At 70.9% G+C, this 21056-nt stretch carries 16 protein-coding genes; 7 read left to right on the forward strand and 9 right to left on the reverse strand.

Translation table 11 applies throughout. From position 1 onward, the window contains the following. On the reverse strand, positions 1-4392 hold the full coding sequence (locus AB0J80_RS11600; RefSeq protein ID WP_364703512.1) for a HAMP domain-containing protein: 4392 nt from the start codon (positions 4390-4392) through the stop codon (positions 1-3). Positions 4393-4505: 113 nt separating this feature from the next. Here AB0J80_RS11600 and AB0J80_RS11605 point away from each other — a divergent pair, with 113 nt between their 5' ends. The 3 genes from AB0J80_RS11605 to AB0J80_RS11615 all read left to right on the forward strand — a co-directional run bounded on the left by AB0J80_RS11605 (position 4506) and on the right by AB0J80_RS11615 (position 8311). Further along, complete coding sequence (locus tag AB0J80_RS11605) at positions 4506-6518, forward strand: SpoIIE family protein phosphatase (RefSeq protein WP_364703515.1); 2013 nt, start codon at positions 4506-4508, stop codon at positions 6516-6518. Positions 6519-6549: 31 nt separating this feature from the next. Continuing rightward, entirely contained in the window at positions 6550-7107 is a 558-nt protein-coding gene (locus tag AB0J80_RS11610; protein WP_364703517.1) for a dihydrofolate reductase family protein, read from the forward strand. 568 nt (positions 7108-7675) lie between these two features. Continuing rightward, entirely contained in the window at positions 7676-8311 is a 636-nt protein-coding gene (locus AB0J80_RS11615; protein ID WP_364703520.1) for a dihydrofolate reductase family protein, read from the forward strand. A gap of 100 nt (positions 8312-8411) precedes the next feature. Here AB0J80_RS11615 and AB0J80_RS11620 read toward each other — a convergent pair whose 3' ends face one another. After that, a complete protein-coding gene (locus tag AB0J80_RS11620) occupies positions 8412-8756 on the reverse strand; it encodes an Imm8 family immunity protein (protein ID WP_364703523.1) in 345 nt (114 codons plus the stop codon). A gap of 137 nt (positions 8757-8893) precedes the next feature. On the opposite strand from AB0J80_RS11620, the gene AB0J80_RS11625 reads away from it, so the two are divergent. Both AB0J80_RS11625 and AB0J80_RS11630 read left to right on the forward strand, forming a co-directional pair. After that, the gene (locus AB0J80_RS11625; protein ID WP_364703526.1) at positions 8894-9232 is read left to right on the forward strand and encodes a helix-turn-helix transcriptional regulator; all 339 of its coding nucleotides are present in this window, start codon (positions 8894-8896) and stop codon (positions 9230-9232) included. 29 nt (positions 9233-9261) lie between these two features. Then, positions 9262-10281, forward strand: a complete 1020-nt coding sequence (locus tag AB0J80_RS11630; protein WP_364703529.1) for a hypothetical protein — start codon at positions 9262-9264, stop codon at positions 10279-10281. Between the two features lie 70 nt (positions 10282-10351). Here AB0J80_RS11630 and AB0J80_RS11635 read toward each other — a convergent pair whose 3' ends face one another. Together AB0J80_RS11635 and AB0J80_RS11640 are read right to left on the reverse strand one after the other, a co-directional pair. After that, positions 10352-10894: a hypothetical protein gene (locus AB0J80_RS11635; protein WP_364703531.1), complete on the reverse strand. Its 543-nt coding sequence runs from the start codon at positions 10892-10894 to the stop codon at positions 10352-10354. A 376-nt stretch (positions 10895-11270) separates the two neighbouring features. Then, on the reverse strand, positions 11271-12425 hold the full coding sequence (locus tag AB0J80_RS11640) for an FAD-binding oxidoreductase (RefSeq protein WP_364703533.1): 1155 nt from the start codon (positions 12423-12425) through the stop codon (positions 11271-11273). Positions 12426-12977: 552 nt separating this feature from the next. Here AB0J80_RS11640 and AB0J80_RS11645 point away from each other — a divergent pair. After that, the gene (locus AB0J80_RS11645; protein ID WP_364703535.1) at positions 12978-14027 is read left to right on the forward strand and encodes an STAS domain-containing protein; all 1050 of its coding nucleotides are present in this window, start codon (positions 12978-12980) and stop codon (positions 14025-14027) included. On the opposite strand, the gene AB0J80_RS11650 is transcribed toward AB0J80_RS11645, so the two are convergent. After that, on the reverse strand, positions 13979-15106 hold the full coding sequence (locus AB0J80_RS11650) for a GAF domain-containing protein (RefSeq protein ID WP_364703537.1): 1128 nt from the start codon (positions 15104-15106) through the stop codon (positions 13979-13981). The genes AB0J80_RS11645 and AB0J80_RS11650 overlap by 49 nt on opposite strands. A gap of 20 nt (positions 15107-15126) precedes the next feature. Beyond that, positions 15127-15876, reverse strand: coding sequence for a GAF and ANTAR domain-containing protein (locus AB0J80_RS11655; RefSeq protein ID WP_364703540.1), 750 nt, complete (start codon positions 15874-15876; stop codon positions 15127-15129). A 360-nt stretch (positions 15877-16236) separates the two neighbouring features. Here AB0J80_RS11655 and AB0J80_RS11660 point away from each other — a divergent pair, with 360 nt between their 5' ends. Continuing rightward, a complete protein-coding gene (locus AB0J80_RS11660; protein WP_364703543.1) occupies positions 16237-18324 on the forward strand; it encodes a S9 family peptidase in 2088 nt (695 codons plus the stop codon). Here AB0J80_RS11660 and AB0J80_RS11665 read toward each other — a convergent pair whose 3' ends face one another. Genes AB0J80_RS11665 through AB0J80_RS11675 form a run of 3 tightly spaced genes read right to left on the reverse strand, consistent with a single transcriptional unit; the run spans position 18325 to position 21025 of the window. Next, complete coding sequence (locus tag AB0J80_RS11665; RefSeq protein WP_364703546.1) at positions 18325-19806, reverse strand: FtsX-like permease family protein; 1482 nt, start codon at positions 19804-19806, stop codon at positions 18325-18327. Then, positions 19803-20492, reverse strand: coding sequence for an ABC transporter ATP-binding protein (locus AB0J80_RS11670; RefSeq protein ID WP_364703548.1), 690 nt, complete (start codon positions 20490-20492; stop codon positions 19803-19805). Before AB0J80_RS11670 ends, AB0J80_RS11665 begins: the two co-directional genes overlap by 4 nt. Then, a complete protein-coding gene (locus AB0J80_RS11675) occupies positions 20489-21025 on the reverse strand; it encodes a PadR family transcriptional regulator (protein ID WP_364703550.1) in 537 nt (178 codons plus the stop codon). The genes AB0J80_RS11670 and AB0J80_RS11675 overlap by 4 nt, the downstream gene beginning before the upstream one ends. Positions 21026-21056: the final 31 nt, after the last annotated feature.

The following is a 21056-nucleotide window of genomic DNA, read 5'->3' on the forward strand; positions in this document are numbered from 1 at the left end:
TCACTCTCCGTCCTGGGCACTGTCGGACGCGTTCACCCACCGGGCCATGAGCTCGATGAGCTGGTCCAGGTCGACGGGCTTCGTGATGTAGTCACTGGCACCCGCCGCCAGCGCCGACTCTCGGTCGCCGGGCATCGCCTTCGCCGTCAGGAACACTACCGGTAGGTCGCGGAAGCGCTGGTTCCGGCGAATGCCACGGGTCGTTTCGTACCCATCCTGATCCGGCATCATCGCGTCCATCAGCACGATGTCGACCTCGGGGTGCTCGGCCAGCAGCCGCACCCCGTCGACACCGTTGTCCGAGTACAGGACGTTGAGCCCGTGCATCTCGAGGGCGCTGGTCAGGGCGAAGACGTTGCGCACGTCGTCGTCGACGATCAGCACCGTGGCACCGTCGAGCTGCCGGCTCGCCGGGCTCACCGTGTGCGCCTCCGGCTCCGGCTGCGGTGTGATCAGCGGCAGGTCCAGCGACGACAGGCTTCCGGCCCGCGCCGGCACGGCCACCTCCAGCGGCAGCTGCGGTACGGGCACCGGCACCGTGTCCGGCACCAGGGCGTCCGGCATGTACAGGGTGAAGGTCGACCCCGCCCCGGGCGCCGAGGAGACCACGATCGTGCCGCCGAGCAGCGCGGCGAACTCGCGGCTGATGGACAGGCCCAGGCCCGTGCCGCCGTACTTGCGGCTCGTCGTGCCGTCCGCCTGCTGGAACGCCTCGAAGATCAGGCTGAGCTTCTCGTCGGAGATGCCGATGCCGGTGTCGGTGACAGCGAACGCCACCACCTGCTCCGCCGCCGACAGCGACGGGATGTCGAACTCGGTGTCCGGCTGCGCCGGGAAGATGCTCAAGGTGACGGACCCGGAGTCGGTGAACTTGACCGCGTTGGAGAGCAGGTTCCGCAGGATCTGCTGGAGGCGCTGGGCATCCGTGACGATCGAGTCCGGCAGGTCGGGCGAGACCTCCACCCGGAACTCCAGGCCCTTGTCGTCGGCCTGCGGCCGGAACGCCTGCTCGACATAGCTGCGGATGTGGTCGAAGTCGACCTGGTCCGGCTCGACGTCCATCCGGCCCGCCTCGATCTTGCTGAGGTCGAGGATGTCGTCGATCAGCGACAGCAGGTCGGAGCCGGCGCTGTGGATCGTCCGGGCGAACTCGATCTGCTTCTCCGTCAGGTTCTTGTCGGAATTCTCGGCGAGCAGGCGGGCCAGCAGCAACAGCGAGTTCAGCGGCGTGCGCAGCTCGTGGCTCATGTTCGCCAGGAACTCCGTCTTGTACGCCGAGGCCCGCGACAGCTGCTGCGCCTTCTCCTCCAGGCCGAGCCGGGCCAGCTCGATCTCCCGGTTCTTCGTCTCGATGTTGCCCTTCTGCTCGCTCAGCAGCTGCGCCTTGTCCTCCAGCTCGGCGTTCGTGCGCTGCAGCTCCGCCGACTGGTCCTGCATCTCGCGGGCCAGCCGCTGCGACTGGGCGAGCAGTTCCTCCGTACGCCGGTTGGCCTGGATGGTGTTCAGCGCGATGCCGATCGTCGCGACCAGGCGCTCGAGGAAGGTCAGGTGCAGCCCGCTGAACGCGGCGACCGACGCGAACTCGATGACGCCCAGCATCTCGCCCTCGAAGAGCACCGGCAGCACGACGAGGTCGCTCGGCGGCATGGACATCAGGCCCGACCGCATGGTGAGCACGCCGTCGTGGGTGGCGCGTACGCGGATGGTCCGCCGCGACACTGCCGCCTGACCGACCAGCCCTTCGCCGGGGCCGAAGGTGACCTCGTGGTTGCGGGCGACGTAGCCGTACGCGGCCGCCAGCCGCAGGCGCATCACCGCTTCCTCGTTGTCGACCAGGAAAAACGCGCCGAGCTGGGCGTCGACCAGCGGCGTCACCTCGGTCATGATCATGCGGCAGACCTCCCCGAGGTCGCGCTGGCCCTGCAGCAGGCCGCCGATCCGGGCGAGGTTGGAGTCCAGCCAGCCCTGCTCCGCGTTCGCCTTCGTGGTCTCGCGCAGGGTCACGATCATCTGGTTGATGTTGTCCTTGAGCTCCGCGACCTCGCCCTGCGCCTCGACCGCGACCCGCTGCGTCAGGTCACCACGGGTCACCGCCGTGGAGACCTCCGCGATGGCCCGCAGCTGCGTGGTCAGCGTGGAGGCGAGCTGGTTGACGTTGTCGGTCAGGTCTCGCCACGTACCCGAAACGCCCTTGACCTGGGCCTGACCGCCCAGCTTGCCCTCGATGCCGACCTCCCGGCCGACCCGGGTGACCTCGTTGGCGAACGAGGACAGCTGGTCGACCATCGTGTTGACGGTGTCCTTGAGCTCCAGGATCTCGCCGCGGGCGTCGACCGTGATCTTCTGCGACAGGTCACCCTTCGCCACCGCGGTGGTGACCGACGCGATGTTGCGGACCTGGGCCGTCAGGTTGGACGCCATGTAGTTGACGTTGTCGGTCAGGTCACGCCACGTGCCTGCCACGCCCCGCACCTGCGCCTGGCCGCCGAGCTTGCCCTCGGAACCGACCTCGCGGGCGACGCGGGTGACCTCATCGGCGAACGACGACAGCTGGTCGACCATCGTGTTCACGGTCGACTTCAGCTCGAGGATCTCGCCCTGCGCGTCGACCGTGATCTTCTGCGACAGGTCGCCCCGGGCCACGGCGGTGGAGACCTGGGCGATGTTGCGCACCTGGGCCGTCAGGTTGGACGCCATCGAGTTGACGTTGTCGGTCAGGTCACGCCACGTGCCTGCCACCCCGCGCACCTGCGCCTGGCCGCCGAGCTTGCCCTCGGTGCCGACCTCGCGGGCGACGCGGGTGACCTCGTCGGCGAACGACGACAGCTGGTCGACCATCGTGTTCACGGTCGACTTCAGCTCGAGGATCTCGCCGCGGGCGTCGACCGTGATCTTCTGCGACAGGTCACCCTTCGCCACCGCCGTCGTGACGGAGGCGATGTTGCGGACCTGGCTCGTCAGGTTGGACGCCATGTAGTTCACGTTGTCGGTCAGGTCCCGCCACGTACCGGAAACGCCCTTGACCTGGGCCTGCCCGCCCAGCTTGCCCTCGGAACCGACCTCGCGCGCCACCCGGGTCACCTCGTCGGCGAACGACGACAGCTGATCCACCATCGTGTTCATGGTGTTCTTCAGTTGCGCGATCTCACCGCGGGCGTCCACCGTGATCTTCTGCGACAGGTCGCCCTTCGCCACCGCCGTCGAGACCTGCGAGATGTTGCGGACCTGGTCGGTCAGGTTGGCGGCGAGCTGGTTGACGTTCTCGGTGAGATCCCGCCAGGTGCCGGACACGCCCCGCACCTGCGCCTGACCGCCCAGCCGGCCCTCGGTGCCGACCTCGCGCGCCACCCGGGTCACCTCGTCGGCGAACGACGACAACTGGTCCACCATGGTGTTGACCGTGTCCTTGAGCTCCAGGATCTCGCCCTGGGCCGCCACCGTGATCTTCTGCGACAGGTCGCCCTTCGCCACCGCCGTCGAGACCTGGGCGATGTTGCGCACCTGGCTCGTCAGGTTGGACGCCATCGAGTTCACCGAGTCGGTGAGGTCTTTCCAGGTGCCGGCCACATTCGGCACGTCCGCCTGACCGCCGAGCTTGCCTTCCGTGCCCACCTCGCGCGCCACCCGGGTGACCTGCTCGGCGAAGAGCCGCAACGTGTCGGTCACGCCGTTCATGGTGTCGGCCAGCTCGGCCACCTCACCGCGCGCCGACACGGTGATCTTCTGCGACAGGTCGCCGCGCGCCATCGCCGTCGCCACCTGCGAGATCGACCGCACCTGGTGGGTGAGGTTCGACGCCATGGTGTTGACGGAGTCGGTCAGGTCCTTCCACGTGCCGGCGACGCCCCGGACGTCGGCCTGGCCGCCGAGCTCGCCCTGCGTACCGACCTCGCGCGCCACCCGGGTGACCTCGCTGGCGAACGACGACAACTGGTCGACCATGGTGTTGACCGTGCGGCCGATGCGGAGGAATTCACCCCGCAGGGGTCGTCCGTCCATCTCCAAAGCCATGTGCTGCGACAGGTCGCCCTCGGCCACGGCGACGATCACCCGGGAGATCTCCGTCGTGGGCCGGGCCAGGTCGTCGATCAACGAGTTGACCGAGCGCACACTGTCGGCCCAGGCCCCGTCGAGCCCCTCCTCGTCGAGGCGATCGGTCAGCCGGCCCTCCCGCCCGACCGTCCGGCTGATCCGCCGCACGTCCAGGTTCTGCCGCTCCTGCAGCGACACGACCTCGTTGAACGCCTCCACGAGCTCGCCGAACGCGCCGCCGCGCCGCGCCAGCCGCACCTTGAGATCGCCGCGGCGGACCCGACGCAGAGCGTCGGCCAGCTCGCCGAGCAGGGCGGTCTCGTCGGTCACGCCGACGCCGACCTCTTTCGCCGCAGTCATGCTGTTCCTCACTCGCTGTCCAACGCCCGGGGCGTCCCATCATCCCTCGCCCGGCCGGGTCATTGCGAGATGTGGCTTTGTGCAGACGGGCGCCGACAGGAGAGGATGCATGCGTGTCGGTGGAGGCAGGCCAGACGACGGGCGCCCTGGTCCGGCGCGTCCGGCTGCCCAACGACCGCCGTACGCCGGCCGCCGCCCGCGCCCTGGTCCGCTCGGTGCTCGAGGAGACAGGGCTCGAAGCGCTGGTCAACGAGGCCCTGCTGCTGACCACGGAGCTGTCCACCAACGCCGTCGTGCACGCCGGCACGGAGCTCGACATCGAGGTCTCCGCCGACCCGGGCGGCCTCACCGTGACGGTGACCGACTTCGCACCGGGCCCGGTCGAGGAGCTCGCCGTCGGCCCCCGCAACGACAAGTCCGACATCGGCGAGGTAGCGGAGCGTGGTCGAGGACTCCTGCTCGTCGACCACTTCGCGAGCCGCTGGGGCACGGTGCACGAGGGCACCGGCAAGGGCGTGTGGTTTCGTCTCGAGAGCAAGCCCGGCCCCGAGACGGCCCCGGGACTCCCGGTCGCCGAGGGCGAAGCCGGCCCCAGCGTCGGCGAGCTGACCGCGCTCCTGCAGACCGACCCCGAGCGGTCCGGCGACGAGGCGCTCACGGATTTCGCCACCGAGCTGCTCGTACGGCTGGCCCGGCTCACCGGCGCGACCGGCGGCGTGGTCCGGCTCGACCGGGGCGACAGCGGCGGCCTGCAACTGCTGGCCCGGCACGGCCGGGCACCCCGCGACAACGCCGCCACCATCCGGGTGCCGCTGGCGGTGCAGCGACCGTACGCGGGTGAGCTCGAGCTGGACGCCTCCCCGGACGGCTACGCGTTCCCGCTCGCCACGATCGTCGCCGAACGCCTCTCCCTGCACCTGGAGAACGACCGGCTGCGCCGCACCGACCTGCGCCGGCAGACCTGGCTGACCTTCCTGGCCGAGGCGAGCGAGCTGCTGGCCCAGTCCCTCGACGTCAACCTCACCATGGCCCTGATCCCCCAGCTCGTCGTGCCCCGGCTCGGACAGTGGTGCGCGGTCCACACCACCGACGCCTGGGGCCGCCTGCAGCTCGCCGCCGCCACCCACGCCGACGAGGCGGCGGTGTCCCAGCTCTACGGCACCCTCTCCGAGACCGGACCCGACTCGATCCTGACCCGGCTCGAAGAGGCGTCCCGGCTCGGCCAGCAGGTCATGTTCGGCTCGCCGTCCGAGGGCTTCGCGGTGCCGCTCGTCGCCCGCGGCCAGCGCCTCGGCACCCTCGCGATCGGCCGCCACCTCCGCCACCGCCACGACGTCGACGAGGTGGCGGTGCTCGAGGACGTGGCCCGCCGCGCCGCACTGGCCATCGACAACGCCCGCATCCACGAAGAACGCCGCAAAGTCGCCCGCACCCTGCAGGCCTCCCTGCTCCCCCCGGCCCTCCCCCACGTCGACGGCGTCGGCTTCGCCGCCGAGTACGTCCCCACCGGCTCTGAGGTCGGCGGCGACTTCTACGACGTGGTCCCGGCAAGCGAAGGCTGGATCGTGGTCGTCGGCGACGTCTCCGGCAAAGGCGTCCAGGCGGCGACGGTCACCGGCCTCGTCCGCGACGTCATCCGCATCCTCGTCGACGACGGCAAACCCATGACCGAGGTCCTCTACCGCGTCAACCGGACCCTCGTCCAGCGAGGCGGCGGCCGCTACTGCACCCTCGCCATGGCATCCGTCCAGCGCCGCGGCGACGACCTGGCGGTCTGCCTCCACCTGGCCGGCCACGACCGCGCGGTCCTCGTCCGAGCCGACGGCGCCACGACCTTCGTGGGCGAAGGCGGCACAGCCCTCGGCCTCCTCGAAAGCATCACCTCCCCGGACTGCGAGGTGACCCTCCACCCGGGCGACTCCCTCATCTTCTACACCGACGGCGTGACCGAACGCCGGCGCGGCCGGGAGCTCTTCGGCACCACCCGCCTCCGAGAAGCGGCAACCCCCCTCGCGGGCTACCCGGCCGACGTCATGGCGGCCCGGCTCCGCTCCACGACGATCAACTTCTCCGTCGAGGAACCCCGCGACGACATCGCCATCCTGGTCCTGCGCAACGACGCCTGAACCTGTCGTACCCCCATGGCACGCTGACCGCGTGGCCAAGACGCAGTACTACACGGCGACCAGCATCGACGGCTTCATCGCCGACAAAGACAACTCCCTCGACTGGCTGTTCGAGGTGGAGGACGCGGACAACCCGTTCAGCGCCTTCTTCGACAAGGTCGGCGCCTTCGTCATGGGCGCCACGACGTACGAATGGGTGCTCGAGCACGACGCCCTGCTCGACCAGCCGATCAAATGGGCGGACTACTACGGCGACACCCCGGCCTGGGTCTTCACCCACCGCGACCTGCCCCGCATCCCCGGCGCCGACCTGACCTTCGTCCAGGGCGACGTCCGCCCGGTCCACGCGGCCATGACGACGGCGGCGGCCGGCAAGAACATCTGGGTGGTGGGCGGCGGTGAACTGGCCGGAGCCTTCGCCGACGCCGGCCTCCTGGACGAGATCATCCTCGGGGTCGCACCGGTCACGCTGAACGGCGGCGCGGCGTTGTTGCCTCGGCGGATGGGGTCGTCGCGGTTGCGGTTGGGGGGTGTGGAGCAGCGGGGGCAGTTCGCTTATTTGACGTATGAGGTGGGCAAGCCGACCTGATTCGGCGCTGACCGCCAGGCACGGCTTGGCCGGAGCCGGGCCGCCGCCAGGGTCCGCCAGACCGGGGCCGGCGCGCCGCCGGTCGGGGCCGTGGCCGAGCCACCGCCGGGACCGCCGGGCCGAGGCCAGACCGCCTTCGGGCGAGGCCAGACCGCCTTCGGGCCGCCATGACGGGAGCGGGCCAGGCTGGAGCCTGACCAGGTCGAGCCAGGCCGGAGCCACGGGCCAGGCCCAACCAGGCCACGACCGAGCCAGACCACAGCGGACTCGGCCACCACACCACCGGGACCGGTCACCACCGGGACGGGTCAGAAAGCGGACCTGGCCTCCATCGCTCCTGGCCAACACTGCGCTCGGCCCCGCTACGCCGGACCACCGCAGGCCCGGACCACCGCCACGCCGGACTCCCCGCCGTGTCTGCACTCCGTGCTCAGCGGGACCAAACAGCCGACATCCGTCCCGTTCCGACGGCGCAGCCCGTCGGCCGGGCCTTGGGCCGGTCTGAGTCGTTCGTCGGTCCTGGTCGATCCGACCTATTTGTCGGCTGCGTCATGGCATGGTGTTTGTCGTGGCGAAGACTCAGTACTACACCGCGACCAGCATCGACGGCTTCACCGCCGATCTGGACAAATCGCTCGAGTGGCTCTTCGAGGTCGACGAGGGCACGGACAACCCCTTCGGCGCGTTCTTCTCGAACGTCGGCGCCTTCGCGATGGGTGCCACGACGTACGAGTGGGTGCTGCAGAACGACAACGTCGTGGAGGAGCCCGAGAACTGGCACGAGATGTACGGCAACGTGCCCTGCTGGGTCTTCACCCACCGCGAGCTGCCCCTGGTCCCCGACGCCAACATCTTCATGGTCAGCGGCGACGTCCGCCGGGTGCATCAGGCGATGACCGTGGCCGCCCAGGGCCGCAACGTCTGGCTGGCCGGCGGCGGTGACCTCGTGGCCGAGTTCGCCGACGCGGGGCTGCTCGACGAGATCATCCTGGCGGTCGCCCCGGCCATCCTCGGCGCCGGCACTCCGCTCCTGCCCCGGCACCTGACCTCGCGTCAGCTGGCGCTGACGAACGTGGCGCAGATGGGCCAGTTCGCCTACCTCACCTACGCGGTGGGAGTGCTGGCCGACCTCGGCCGCCACCTGGCCGCCGACGTGCTGCACCGCTCCCCCAGCCCCTCCGAACCCGCCGGCCTTCCGGGCTGAAGGGCCACAACCGACCGCAGGGACACGACCCCGGCCGCCTGCTGCCCAGGGGGCAGACGGGGCGACGTCGAGATGACGGGCTGTGCCGTTGGATCGTCCGCTACCGGGACGCGAACTCCCACTGGCCGATGCGTCCGATCTGCTCCGCGACGTCGTTCCAGCTATAGCCGGTGATCGACCCGACCCTGTGGCGCAGGTACCGCTCCACCTCAGCAGGGTCGAACTCCTGGACGAACAACCAGTGGCGGCCGACGAGGAACGACTCTCCGCCCTCCAGGATCTCGGCGAGCTTGGAGGGCGTACAGACCTGGAGCTCGAACGTCTCCTGGTTGGAGTCGTCGGAAGCGCCGGCGACGATGGTCACCGCCTGGCGGACATGCCGGGTGTCCGATGGCCAGTTGCCGTCCAGGTCGGGGAACTCGATCGCTTCGATCCGTGCGTACATGGCAACCTCCGGCATTTCAGCGCGACCGGCCCAGCTCGTCGCGGGCAGCGTAATCCACCCACACCAGCGGTTGCTATTCAGATCATCGATATGGTTCGGGTCGCACAGGTAGTCAGATCACCGGTATAGTTCCGGGGGTGCAGGAGCCGACGTTCGTCATTCTGACCGTGCTCGCCGACGGTGAGCAGCACGGTTACGGCATCATGCGCGCCGTGGAGGGGACCTCCCGAGGAGCCGTCACCCTGCGGCCGGGAACGCTCTATGCCGCTCTCGACCGCCTGACCCTCGAAGGACTCGTGCGGGTGTCGCGTGAGGAGCACTCGCCCGGTGGCCAACTACGCCGCTATTACGACCTGACCCCGGCCGGGGGCGATGCGCTGCGCATCGAGGCCGAGAAGCGGCGGCAGCTCGCATTGCTTGCGTTGCGGCGCCTGCGGAACGGGCCGGCGACCGGTGCCACCGCCCATCCCGCGTGACCTCGACCGACGACCTCGAGGAGACATTCGTGTCCACACCCTCCGGCGGCCGCCTCGTCGCACGCTATCGGCGACTGCTGCTGGCGTACCCGCGATGGCACCGTGACCTGCACGCCGCCGACATGTTGACGACGCTGATGGACGAGGCGGCCGACGGCCGCGGCGGGCCCCGGGCCGGCCTCACCCTGATCGCCGACGGCATCCGCTGCCGGTTCCGGGTCGGCGGCTGGGCGGCCCTCGTCTTCGCGATGCTGTGTGCCGTTGCCGGCGCCGGTCTGGCCGCAGGGCTGGCCGGCCGGGCCGCCTGGGAGGTCACAAGCAAGCCGTGGCCGACGCAGGCTCAGGCACAGGCGATGGCTGCGCCCGTTCTGCCGGCAGGCGCGCCGGTCAGCGTCACACGTTTCGACGATGCCTTGGGTGGCTCCACCGACGGCGTCGACCGGCTGCTCATTCCGCTGCTCGGCGACCCGGAGTGGCATCCGGGCGGCGTGACGTTGCACTACGTCACCTCGTCCGCCGCCGCGCGGGGCGTCGCCGCGGCTCCGTCGCTGCTTCACGTCGCCGGCTGGCACACCCACTCGGCCCGTGGCGGCCTCGTCGCCGAGAGAGACGATGTCCGGCTCACTTTGCTCGCCGCCGGGAGGGACTTCGGTACGAGCGACGTGGTGGTGCAGGTGTATCCGGCCCCGCCCACGGCCGCCTACACCGCCGCAACAGTCGGCATCGTCGTCGGAGCCGTCGGTGCCTGGCTGGTCGCCGCCGCGGCCGTGGCACGTCAGCGCCGCCAGAGCTTCGCTCGCCGGGTCCGGGCTCGCCTGCTCGCCACAGGCGGGATTCTCGCCGTGCTGCCCGCCACCACCATCAACGTGATCGCCACGGTCCAGGCCGACACCGACGCCTCGGCAGCCCCACCGTGGCTGGGCTTCGGTGTCATCTTCGCCCGCCCCGGGGCTGCCGTCGGCGCGGTCCTGCTCATGGCCGCCCTGGTCACCTCGCGGAACAGGCACGGCGCCGCCGTAGCGCCGGCTCCGTCGCCCCGGACCACCTGAGGTCGACCTAGACGCTGCGGGCGGCGATGACCACGGCCGGCTCCGTAGCCCCGAACCACCCGAGGTTGAACTAGCCGCTGCGGGCGGCGGTGGCCACGGCTGTCAGCGCCGCCTCGACCTGCGACGGTGAGAGGTCCCAGACCGGTGCTCGGAAATAGGCTCCGTACCACTCGTGCAGGAAGGGCGCCGGGTCGTCGTGCCGGGCGGTCAAGGACTGACGCATGGCCTCGTACGCCCAGTCGACCTGCGGCACGAACAGCGGTGTGCCGGACGCCCGGCGCAGCTGCTCCGTACAGTCGTCAGTCCAGAACCGGACCGACCAGCCGGACCATTGGGCGGTGGTGCCGTCGGGCGCATCACCGCCCCAGACCCCGACCGTCCGGGCCGGGAGCTCCAGGTGCACACCGCCGCGGGGGATCGGTGCTGGCAGGTCGTCCGCGGTCAGTGCGGCGGGCAGGGCCGGCACCAGATCCGGTCCGTACGAGAAGACCTCGAGGGGTTCCCAGTCGACAGCATGCGCGGTGACCCGGTCGTCGGAGTGGCCGACCGTCACCAGGCAGAGCGGGGGCCCGTCGGCGGCGGGCGGCGGGCCCGAGGGGGAAGCCCACGACACGGGGGGCGCGGCCGTCCCGACCCGCCGGGCCAGCTCCGGCACCCCGCCGAAGGCCCACTCGACACGCCACCGGCCAGCTCTGCGTCAGCACCCGGGCCGCCGCGGCACGCCACTCGTACGGCGGCCCATCGGCGCCGTACGACAGCAGGTGACGGGCGGATAAGTCGATCACGACACCACCCTCGGCGTACTGCCAGATGGTTGCCGGCTCGCAGGCTCGGATGGCGCGTACTGCGGGGGCAGGGCCGGCGAACAGCCCGAGCGGCAGGTACAGGTTAGAGATGCGGTGGAGCGTCAGCTCGCCGTTCTCGACGATGGCGGCCTGGCCCGGATGCCCCACGCGCGGCATCGTAGCGGGCGGGCGCCATCCGCCCGGCTAGAACAAGTCGCGGCGGTCAGCCATGTCCAGCTCCTCGCTGATCGCTCGCGGCGCCGCGATCACCACGCATCTTCCGCCTCGCGCCAGCAGGACGCCCCGGACCCCGTCGAGGATGCCTTCCACCCGCTCCAGCCCGAGGGTCCCCGGAAGGACCGCGTGCACGACTCCCCGCCCGGCGGACCCGCGCACCGGCACCGGCATGCCCGCCACGTCCCGCAGCGCGAACACCGCCGCCTGCAGGTCGGCCGTCGGCACCGCGATCCGCAGCGCCACGTCGTCCGGGGTGAAGGGGTAGCGGCCCCACCAGGGTGGTGCGAGCGGGGATACGGTGGCGTCGTTGCCGAAGGCGTGCTGGAGGGTGGCTGCTCGGGCCGCCACCTCTTCCGGGTCTCCTTCGAGCAGGACCGCGAGCACTCCGATCGGCGGGGCCGCTGAGAGATCCACCTCGATGGCGCTCGGGGTCAGTCGGCGGGTGACCGTCTCGTGGACGAGGTCATTGATGTCGCGCGGGGTGGTGACGGGTGCTGTGACCCAGCGGCGGGCGGCCGGGAGGGGCTCGAGGCGGACGTGGGCCGACAGGATCACCCCGTCGATCTCCGCTATGCCGGGGCTGCCGTTCTCGCCGTCCGAGGTGTCCGCGTCGCCGTCTCTGGTGACGTACGAAACGTAATTGACCTGGTCGGCCGCCGTGCCGAAGCGGTGGCGCAGGGGGCCGGTCTCGTTGAGGGCGAGCATGCCGCCGAGGGTGGCCGTCGGGGACGGGGGGTCGGCGGCGAGGCGTTGGCCGCGCAGGGCCAGTGCCGCCTGGATGGCCTTGACCGGGGTGCCGGCGCCGATCTCCGCCGTCATCGCGGCGGGGTCGTGGTGCCAGATGCCGTCCAGGCGGCGGGTGTCCAGCAGCAGGTCGACGCCGGGCGGTGGCGTGCCCCAGTCGAGTTTGGACCCGGAGCCGCGCGGGATGACCGCCAGGCCGCGCTGGGCCGCCAGTCTCATCGTGTCGGCGACGGCGTGGGTGGTCGCCGGGGCGGCGGCGAAGCTGGCGAGGCGGCCGGCCACCGTGTCGGCCGGGCCGGCCGGGCGGGCGAAGTCGGGACCGCAGATGTCGATCAGTGCCCGGAGCAGCGGCTCACGTGCGGGAAGACCCGTCCCCATCGCGCCCTCCCCCGCCGTTGATCACCCCGGAGATCGTCCACTCTGGCACATCGTACACATGTTCTAATCGGGCGGGGAGGCCCCAAGGGCGACCACCCCATCGGCGCTGTGACTGAGCACGTTGGTGAGCAATGATTCCGTAGTTGAAGGTTTGATCATGAGAGATGTCGTACGCCGCCTCGCCGTGGCCGCCCGAGGCTGGCGGGTGACCCTTGACCGCCGACCCGACTCAGCGAACCCTCATCGCGTGGCGCGTCTGCGCATCGGCGGGCCGGCCCCGGGTGAGTGCCGGCACCGCCCAGCTGGCGCGGGCTGTCCGGCAGCGGCACACCGACCTACGCCCGGTAACCGGCAACCCGATCAGGCCGGCGAATCTGCGGACCATCAGCCGGGCATTCACCTCGCATGACGTGCGATCTTCGGTGTGGTGTGGTCGTCGTGCGCTTTGCAGGGAACGTCGTAGGGTTGCGGTATGGGCGCTGGTGGGCGGTCGATGGGATGACCCGGCCTGGTGGAGTTCCGGGTTCGTCGCGCCGTACGCCGTGGGGGCCGTTGGCCGACGATGTGGTGTCGTTGGCGGAGGTGTCGGATGACGCAGATCCTGTCGTGGACGCGTTCCTGACGAGGATCGCGGCGACGGCTGCCGAGGTGATCGCCGGTGTGGACTATGCGTCGATCACCGCGTGGCGCGGTGGCGGATACACGACAGTGGCAGCGAGCAGCGACCTTGCCCGGGCGGTGGACGATGCTCAGCATGCCGATGCTGCCGGCCCGTGTGTGCAGGCGGAGCAGTCGGCTGCGCCGGTGGGGGTGCCCGACCTTACGGCCTCGACGATGTCGTGGCCGTGGTTCTTCGAGCAGGCTGCCGAGCTGGGGTTGCGGGCGTCGGTGTCGGTGCCGTTGTTCGCCGGTGGTGGCAGTCCGGTGGCGGTGTTGAATCTGTACACCCGGGAGTCGTCAAGCCTGATCGCGTTGATCGCCGGGGTACACGAGGTCTTCGCCGCGGAGCGGATACCGGCGGGTGGCTTCGGCGCGGATGAAAGCGCCGGTACGCGGCAGTTGCTCAACGGGCTCGGTTTGGCGTTGCAGCTTCGGGTGACGATCCAGCGGGCGGTCGGGATGCTGATGGCCGATGCCGGGTGCGATGCCGCGCAGGCGCAGCGGATGTTGCGGGCCCGTGCCGCTGCTGCGGGCGAGTCGCTGTCCACGACCGCGCTGCGGGTGATCGACGAGTTGGGGCCGGATCCCGGCACCAGCGTGCGGATGACGGTGGGTCCACTCGTCGGCGACGTGGTGTCGGTTGCCGTCAGCGGCGAGCTGACCAGGCCGGTGGATCCCGCGGTCGCCGGGCGGCTGGCCGAGGTGCTTCACGAGCTGGCACTGGTGGTCGAGTGGGATCTGTCCGGGCTGCGGTTCTGCGATGTCGCAGGATTGCGGCTGCTGCTGGATCTGTGGCAACGGGCCGCCAGGGACGGCCGGCAGATGCGGATGGTCGCGGCCTCGGACGCCGTGCGCACCCTGATGCTGCTCACCGAGACGACGGCGTTGTTCAGCTATCCCGCTGCCCCCGAATCGACGGCGGACGGCGACGCGCTGGGCTGAGCGGGCAACGGCCGACGCAGCAGCAACCGCGTGCCCCCGGCACCGCTGGTGATCTCCAGGTCGGGGCATATACGCCGGACCAGCCACAGACCCGCATGCCGGCGGCGGATGTCTGGTAACTCGGTCTGAATATCGAAGCCCGCAGGCAGACCGGGACCGTCATCGCTGATCTCGCACCACACGCTGCCGTGATGCACCCACAGCCACAGCCGGCCACCCCCGGCGTGTTCTTGGGCGTTGGTGGCGGCCTCGTGGATGGCGAGCAGGAAGCTGTCGAGGGCCGAGCCGGACAGTCCCGCGGCGCTCAGCCGCTGCCGGACCAACGCACGCAGTGCGGACTGCGGCGACGCCACGGTGAAGGAGCGCACCAGCAGTGCCGGTGCGGTGCTGGTGCGCGCGCCGGCCGTAGGCAGGTACCGGACCACCTCGCTAGCGGTGGCCTGCAGAGTCCGGTCGGTGCGCACGGCGTGGCGGCGCAGCTCCTGCAGGGCAGCGTCGGTGTCGGTGTCGAGCAGTTCGGCCAGGATGCCGCGGGCGCGTTCGACGGCCACCCGCCCGACGAGGATCTGCTGGGACCGGCCGGCCAGCACCCTGCGGTAGCCGGTGTCGCGTTTGACCAGCAGGCCGACGGTGGCCAGGTTGGCCAGCGCCTGCGTCAGGCGCAGCTCTTCGTTGGAGAACGGGCCGGCCGGGTGGCGCAGCACGCTGAACGTTCCGATGATCTCGTCGCGGATCCGCATCGGCACGGCCGCGACCGACCGGAACCCGTCGGCGCGGGCCTGCTCGGCGAACCGGAGCCATCGCGGGTCCGGATCGTCGAGGTCGGTGTCGACCAGCGTCTGCCCGGTGGCGAAACACCAGTGCGGCGGTGCGGACGGGGCCTCGAACAGCCTGGCCTGCGGCGTGTACTCGGGTGCCGCCGCCAGCAGCCTCAGCACCCCCCGGGCGTCGGCCAGCATGATCCCCGTCGCCTGCCCGGCCAGCAGTTGCACACCGCGCTCGCTCACCCACTGCAGCAACCCGTCGGTGTCGAGGTCGGCGACCAGCGCGTCGGACACCTCCACCAGCAAGTCGATCATCGCCGGATCGTCAGCTGCGCTCATCGGAACTCACCTGCCCTGTCCCCATCGTCGTCCAGGTCGTTGAACCGCACCCGCCGCGCCAGCACGTCAGCAGCCACCTCATCCAGTTCACGCCCGGCCGCGAACGCGTGGGCACGCAGCCGCGCCAACGCGTCCTCGACCGGCACCGCCAGCTGCACACTGATCATCCCGGTCGCCTGGTGCACCGCCGCGCGTTGCAGCAGATGTTCACCGCGGCCGTCGGCGAGCAGCGGATCGCCGTCGTCGCCGTCGGCCAACGTCTCGGCGAGCAGAAGTTCGGTGACCGCGTCCGCCATGATCAGCGCATCCGCCAGGGTCTGCTCGGTCAAAGCGCCCGCGGTGTCGCGATACAGGTCCAACACCCCGATCCGCGCCCCCTCCACGCGCAGCGGCAGCGCGAACACCGCCCCGGCTCCCGCCTGCACCGCCGCCGGGGCGAACGCCGGCCACTGCTGCTGCCACACCGGCGCCCGCAGATCCTCGGCCAGCACCGGACCGGTCCGGGCGTAGGCGTCGCGGCACGGCCCCTCACCGAGCAGGAACTGCAACTGCTCCACCCGGGCACTGACCGCGTCGCTGGCATAACGGACCTGAGACGTGTCCGGCGTCATCACCGTCACACCCCCGCCCCCGATCCCCGCGAGACCGGGCAGGCAGGCATTGCACAGGGCTTCCATATCCGGGCCATGCGCGGCCATCAACTGCTGTACCCGAACCTGACGGTCGGGATCATCCACCTTGATCACGGCCGGCCCCGGATAAACTCGAGCAGCGGTCCACCATGACGGGACCCTCCGACCCTGCCCCGAGGCGTTTCGCCCGCATTCGGACCCAGCGCCACAAGCTGCTGGCATCCCACCGGATACGGCAGATACCCCACAACCCTACGCCGCAGGCGAGAACTCGGCCCCTTCGGCCCACGGAGGGGGTGAACGGGCCCTCCAAGCCGCTGATCAGGAGGTGACTGCCGAAACATCGATCAACCGGCTGCGGCAACACGCGGGAGGCGTCGGTCTCGGTGAGTTCAGTCGCGGTCGGCGATGCGGCCCTTCCGAAGTGGCGGTCCGTCCTGGACGCCTCCCAACTGCCCGGTAACGTGGTCAGGCGTGACGACCGACATGCCCACGACCCCGCCGGCGGTCCGCCAGGTGCCCACCGAGCGCACCTTCCACGGCGACACCGTGACGGACGAGTTCTCCTGGCTCGCCGAGAAGGAGAATCCGGACACGATCGCGTACCTGGAGGCGGAGAACGCCTGGACGCGGAAGGCGACCGCACACCTGGAGGCGCTGCAGGACACGATCTTCGAGGAGATCAAGGGCCGCACCCAGGAGACGGACCTGTCGGTGCCGCAGCGCAAGGGCGGCTACTGGTATTACACGCGCACGGTGCAGGGCAAGCAGTACGGCATCCAGTGCCGGGTCGCGGCCGGGCCGGACGAGGTGGATCCGCCCGCCACGGGTGACGGTGCGCCGCTGCCCGGCGAGGAGGTGCTGCTCGACGGCAACGAGCTGGCCGAGGGGAAGAAGTTCTTCGCGCTGGGCACCTTCGACGTCACGCCGGACGGCTCGCGGCTGGCGTACTCCGTGGACTTCGACGGTGACGAGCGGTTCGTGCTCAAGGTCAAGGATCTGCGGACCGGGGAGACGCTGGCCGACGAGGTGCCGGACACGTTCTACGGCAGCGCGTGGTCGGCGGACGGGTCGACGCTGTTCTACATCACGGTCGACGACGCCTGGCGGCCGCACCGGGTGTGGCGGCACACCGTCGGGCAGCCGGCGTCGGACGACGTCGTCGTCTACGAGGAGGCGGACGAGCGGTTCTGGGTCGGTGTGGACCTCTGCCGCAGCGAGAAGTTCATCGTCATCGACGCCAACAGCAAGGTCACTTCCGAGGTACGGGTGATCGCCGCCGACAACCCCACGGCGGAGCCGGCCGTGATCCGGGAGCGCGTGCAGGGCGTCGAGTACTCGGTCGAGCACCACGGGCACCGGTTCCTGATCCTGCACAACGAGAACGCCGAGGACTTCGCGCTCGCGTACACGTCGGTGGACAACCCGGGCGACTGGGTCGAGCTGATTCCGCACACGCCGGGGACGCGGCTGGAGTCGGTGGACGCGTTCCAGCGGCACCTGGTGGTGTCGTTGCGGCGCAACGGGCTGACCGGGCTGCGGGTGATCGCCGACGGCAGCACCGACTCGTACGACATGGAGTTTCCCGAGCCGCTCTACAGCGTCGGGCTGTCCGGCAACCCGGAGTACGACACGAACCTCGTCCGGATCACGTACACGTCGATGGTCACCCCGGACTCGGTGTACGACGTGGATCTCATCAGCCGCGCGATGGTGCTGCGCAAGCGCAAGGCGGTGCTCGGCGACTTCGACCCGGACGCGTACGAGCAGTTCCGGGAGTGGGCGGTGGCGGACGACGGCACGCGGGTGCCGGTCTCGATCGTGGCGCGCAAGGGCACCCCGCGCAACGGTACGGCTCCGCTGCTGCTGTACGGCTACGGCTCGTACGAGATCAGCATGGACCCGTACTTCTCCATCGCCCGCCTCTCGCTGCTGGACCGCGGCGTGGTCTACGCGATCGCGCACGTCCGCGGCGGCGGCGAGATGGGCCGCCGCTGGTACGAGGACGGCAAGATGCTGTCCAAGCGGAACACCTTCACCGACTTCGTGGCGTGCGCCCGGACCCTGGTGCGCGCGCAGTGGACCAGCCACGACCGGATCGTGGCACGCGGCGGCTCGGCGGGTGGCCTGCTGATGGGCGCGATCGCCAACCTGGCCCCGGAGGCGTTCGCCGGCATCGTCGCCCAGGTGCCGTTCGTGGACCCGCTGACGTCCATCCTGGACCCGTCGCTGCCGTTGACGGTCACGGAGTGGGAGGAGTGGGGCAATCCGCTCGAGAATGCGGACGTCTACGCGTACATGAAGGCCTACAGCCCGTACGAGAATGTCGCGAAGCTGAAGTATCCCGCGATCCTGGCCGTGACCAGCTTGAATGACACCCGCGTGCTGTACCACGAGCCGGCCAAGTGGATCGCCCGCCTGCGGGCGACGGCGCCGGACGGCACCTACCTGCTCAAGACCGAGATGGGCGCCGGGCACGGCGGCCCGAGCGGGCGCTACGACGCCTGGAAGGAGGAGGCGTTCGTGACCGCCTGGATCCTGGGCACGGTCGGCCTGGCCTGATCATCCGGCCCGCAGCTCCTCGAGGTCGGTGCTGGACCGCAGGACGAGCAGGCCGATGCCGGCGGCGACCAGCATGGCGAGGAAGGCTCCGCCGCCGAGCAGGGCCAGCATGTCCACGGGTACGGGCACAGCCACGGTCACGGGCGCCCACGGCGTGAGCACCTCGACCGGATCGGCGGTGCCCGCCTGGCACGCGGCGTCGCAGAGGTAGCCGCTCTCGCCACCCGCCGAGGCCTTGGTGCCCATCAGCCGGGCCAGGCCGAGCCCTGACGTGAGCGCGAGCAGCAGGGCCGGGACGAGGGGCGTGAGCGTCTGCCACAGCACCGCCTCGGAGAGCGTCCGGCGCGGCACGCCCACCGCGGTCATCGCGGCGTACGCGCGGCGCCGCGCCACGATGCTCTCGGCGAGGGTCACGAGGACACCGGCGGCCGCGACGGCCACGCCGATGCCGACTCCCAGCATGATCAGGTCGACGGCGCCGACGTAGAAGTCCTCGTCGGCGCCGAGACCCTGCCCCGAGTCGCCGCCGAGCATCGTGTTGTAAAGGTCGATGGCCCGGAACTCGGTCTGGAACTGGGCGCGGTAGCCCAGCGCGATCGCACCGGCGACCACACTGGCCAGCAGGGCGGCGAGGGTACGGCTGCCACTCCACGGGTCGCCCATGAGCCGCCGCCCGGCGAGCAGCATCGCCGGACGGTTCCCGAAGCGGTGCAGCAGGCGGCCGGTGGTGTGGGCGATCCAGCCGGTGCCGAGCACGACGCCGATCATGGTGAGCGCCACACCCGCCGACAGGAACGTCGCGAAGGCGGTGCCGCTGATCGGGCCCAGCCACCGGGGCGTCGCGAAGAGCAGCAGGCCGGCGACGATCAGCACTCCCGGCCAGGGCCGCGGCCCGCGGGTCCGCAGGCGCCGGACCACGCCGAGCGGGCTGATCACGACCCGGCGCAGCAGTAGCGTGCCGATCAGCCCGGCGATCACGGGCACGGCCAGCAGGATGACCGCGACGGACACCGGAGACGGCAGCACGTCGGTCGGCAGCCACAGCAGTCTCATCTCGTCCCGGCGTTCGAGGAACACCCGCAGCAGCAGGTAGACGCCGAATCCGGTGATCGATCCGAGCAGCGCCGCAGCGACCGTCTCGGCGCCGGCGATCAGCACCGCCTGCCGGGGTGTGGCGCCGGCCAGCCGGATCGCGGCGAGCCGCCGGTCGCGGGCGGGGGCACCGAGCCGGATGCACTGTCCGGCGAGCGCCAGGATCGGGAACGAGAGCAGGATCAGGGCGGCGGCGACTCCGGGTCGCAGGCCGCTCTCGACCAGCAGGGTGGCGGCGTACCGCTCGGCTTCGCCGTGGATGGCGAGGACCGTTGCGGCGGACAGGAGGGTGACCGCGGCGAGGGCGGCGCTGAGCGCGGTCAGCACCGTACGGAGGTGGTCGGTCCGGTTTCCCGCCACCGCGAGCCGGATCAGCGTGGCCGGCCTCATGCGCGGGCTCCGAGTCCGAGGCCCGTCGCGTCGACCACGCCGTCGCGCAGCACGATCTCGCGGTCGGCGTACGCGGCGATCTGCGCCTCGTGGGTGACCAGGACGACCGACGTGCCCTGCTCCCGGACCACGTGCACGATCTCCCGCAGCACCTGCTCGCCGGTGAGCACGTCGAGCGCGCCGGTCGGCTCGTCGGCGAAGAGCACCTTGGGCTCCGTGACGAGGGCCCGGGCCACCGCGCAGCGCTGCTGCTGGCCACCGGACATCGCGCCGGGCAGCTGGTCGGCGAGGTCGCCGACGCCGAACCGCCCCAGCCACATCGTCGCCGCCTTGCGCGCCTCACGCCGATGGGCACCGGCGAGGAGCAACGGCAGGGCGACGTTCTCGGCCGCGGTCAGCTCCGGTACGAGCTGGCCGAACTGGAAGAGCACCCCGAACTCGGTACGCCGCAGCCGCGACCGCGCCGCCTCCGTCCACAGGGCGATGTCCTGGTCGCGGAACCGCACCTCCCCCGAGTCGACGCGCAGGATCCCGGCGAGGCAGTGCAGCAGGGTCGACTTGCCGCACCCGCTCGGCCCGGTGACGGCGACGATCTCGCCCTCGCCGACCTCGATGTCGACGCCCCGGAGGGCCGGTGTGGGGCCGTACGCACGGTGCATCCCGGATCCCCGGAGCACAGTAGTCATCGGTTCACCTCTCGGTGCAGGTCGGCGACGCGCAGCAGAGTGGTCTGCAACCACCGCAGGTCGGCGTCCAGATGGGCGATGGCGTAGTCGGCGGCGACGACGTCACCGACGGTGGAGGCGGGGGCGGTCTTGACGGCGGTCAGCTCCCGCAGCCGCGCGGTGTGGGCGGCCCGCTGGGCGACCAGGTAGTCGGTCGCCGTGCCGGTGTCGGCGGCCAGCAGGCTGACCACCACCTTGGCGAAGAGGGTGCTGGTGACGTAGGGTGCGGGCGGCTCGACGGCGGTGAGCCACTCGCTGAGCCGGGCGCGGCCGGCGTCGGTGAGGGCGTAGGAGGTGCGGTCGGGTCCGCCTTCGCGATCCTGTCCGCGCTGCTCGACGAGCCCGTCGCGTTCGAGCCGGCCGAGGGTCGAGTACACCTGCCCGTACGCGAGCGGCTTGGCCTGTGGCAACCGCTCGTCGTGGGCGCGCTTGAGGTCGTACCCGTGCCGGGGCCCGGCAGCGAGCAGCCCCAGCAGCACATGCGACGTCGACATGGCCGCTACTATTCACCGAGTGAATAGAGCC

This window comes from Actinoplanes sp. NPDC049548, from assembly GCF_040676695.1.
Taxonomy (GTDB): domain Bacteria; phylum Actinomycetota; class Actinomycetes; order Mycobacteriales; family Micromonosporaceae; genus Actinoplanes.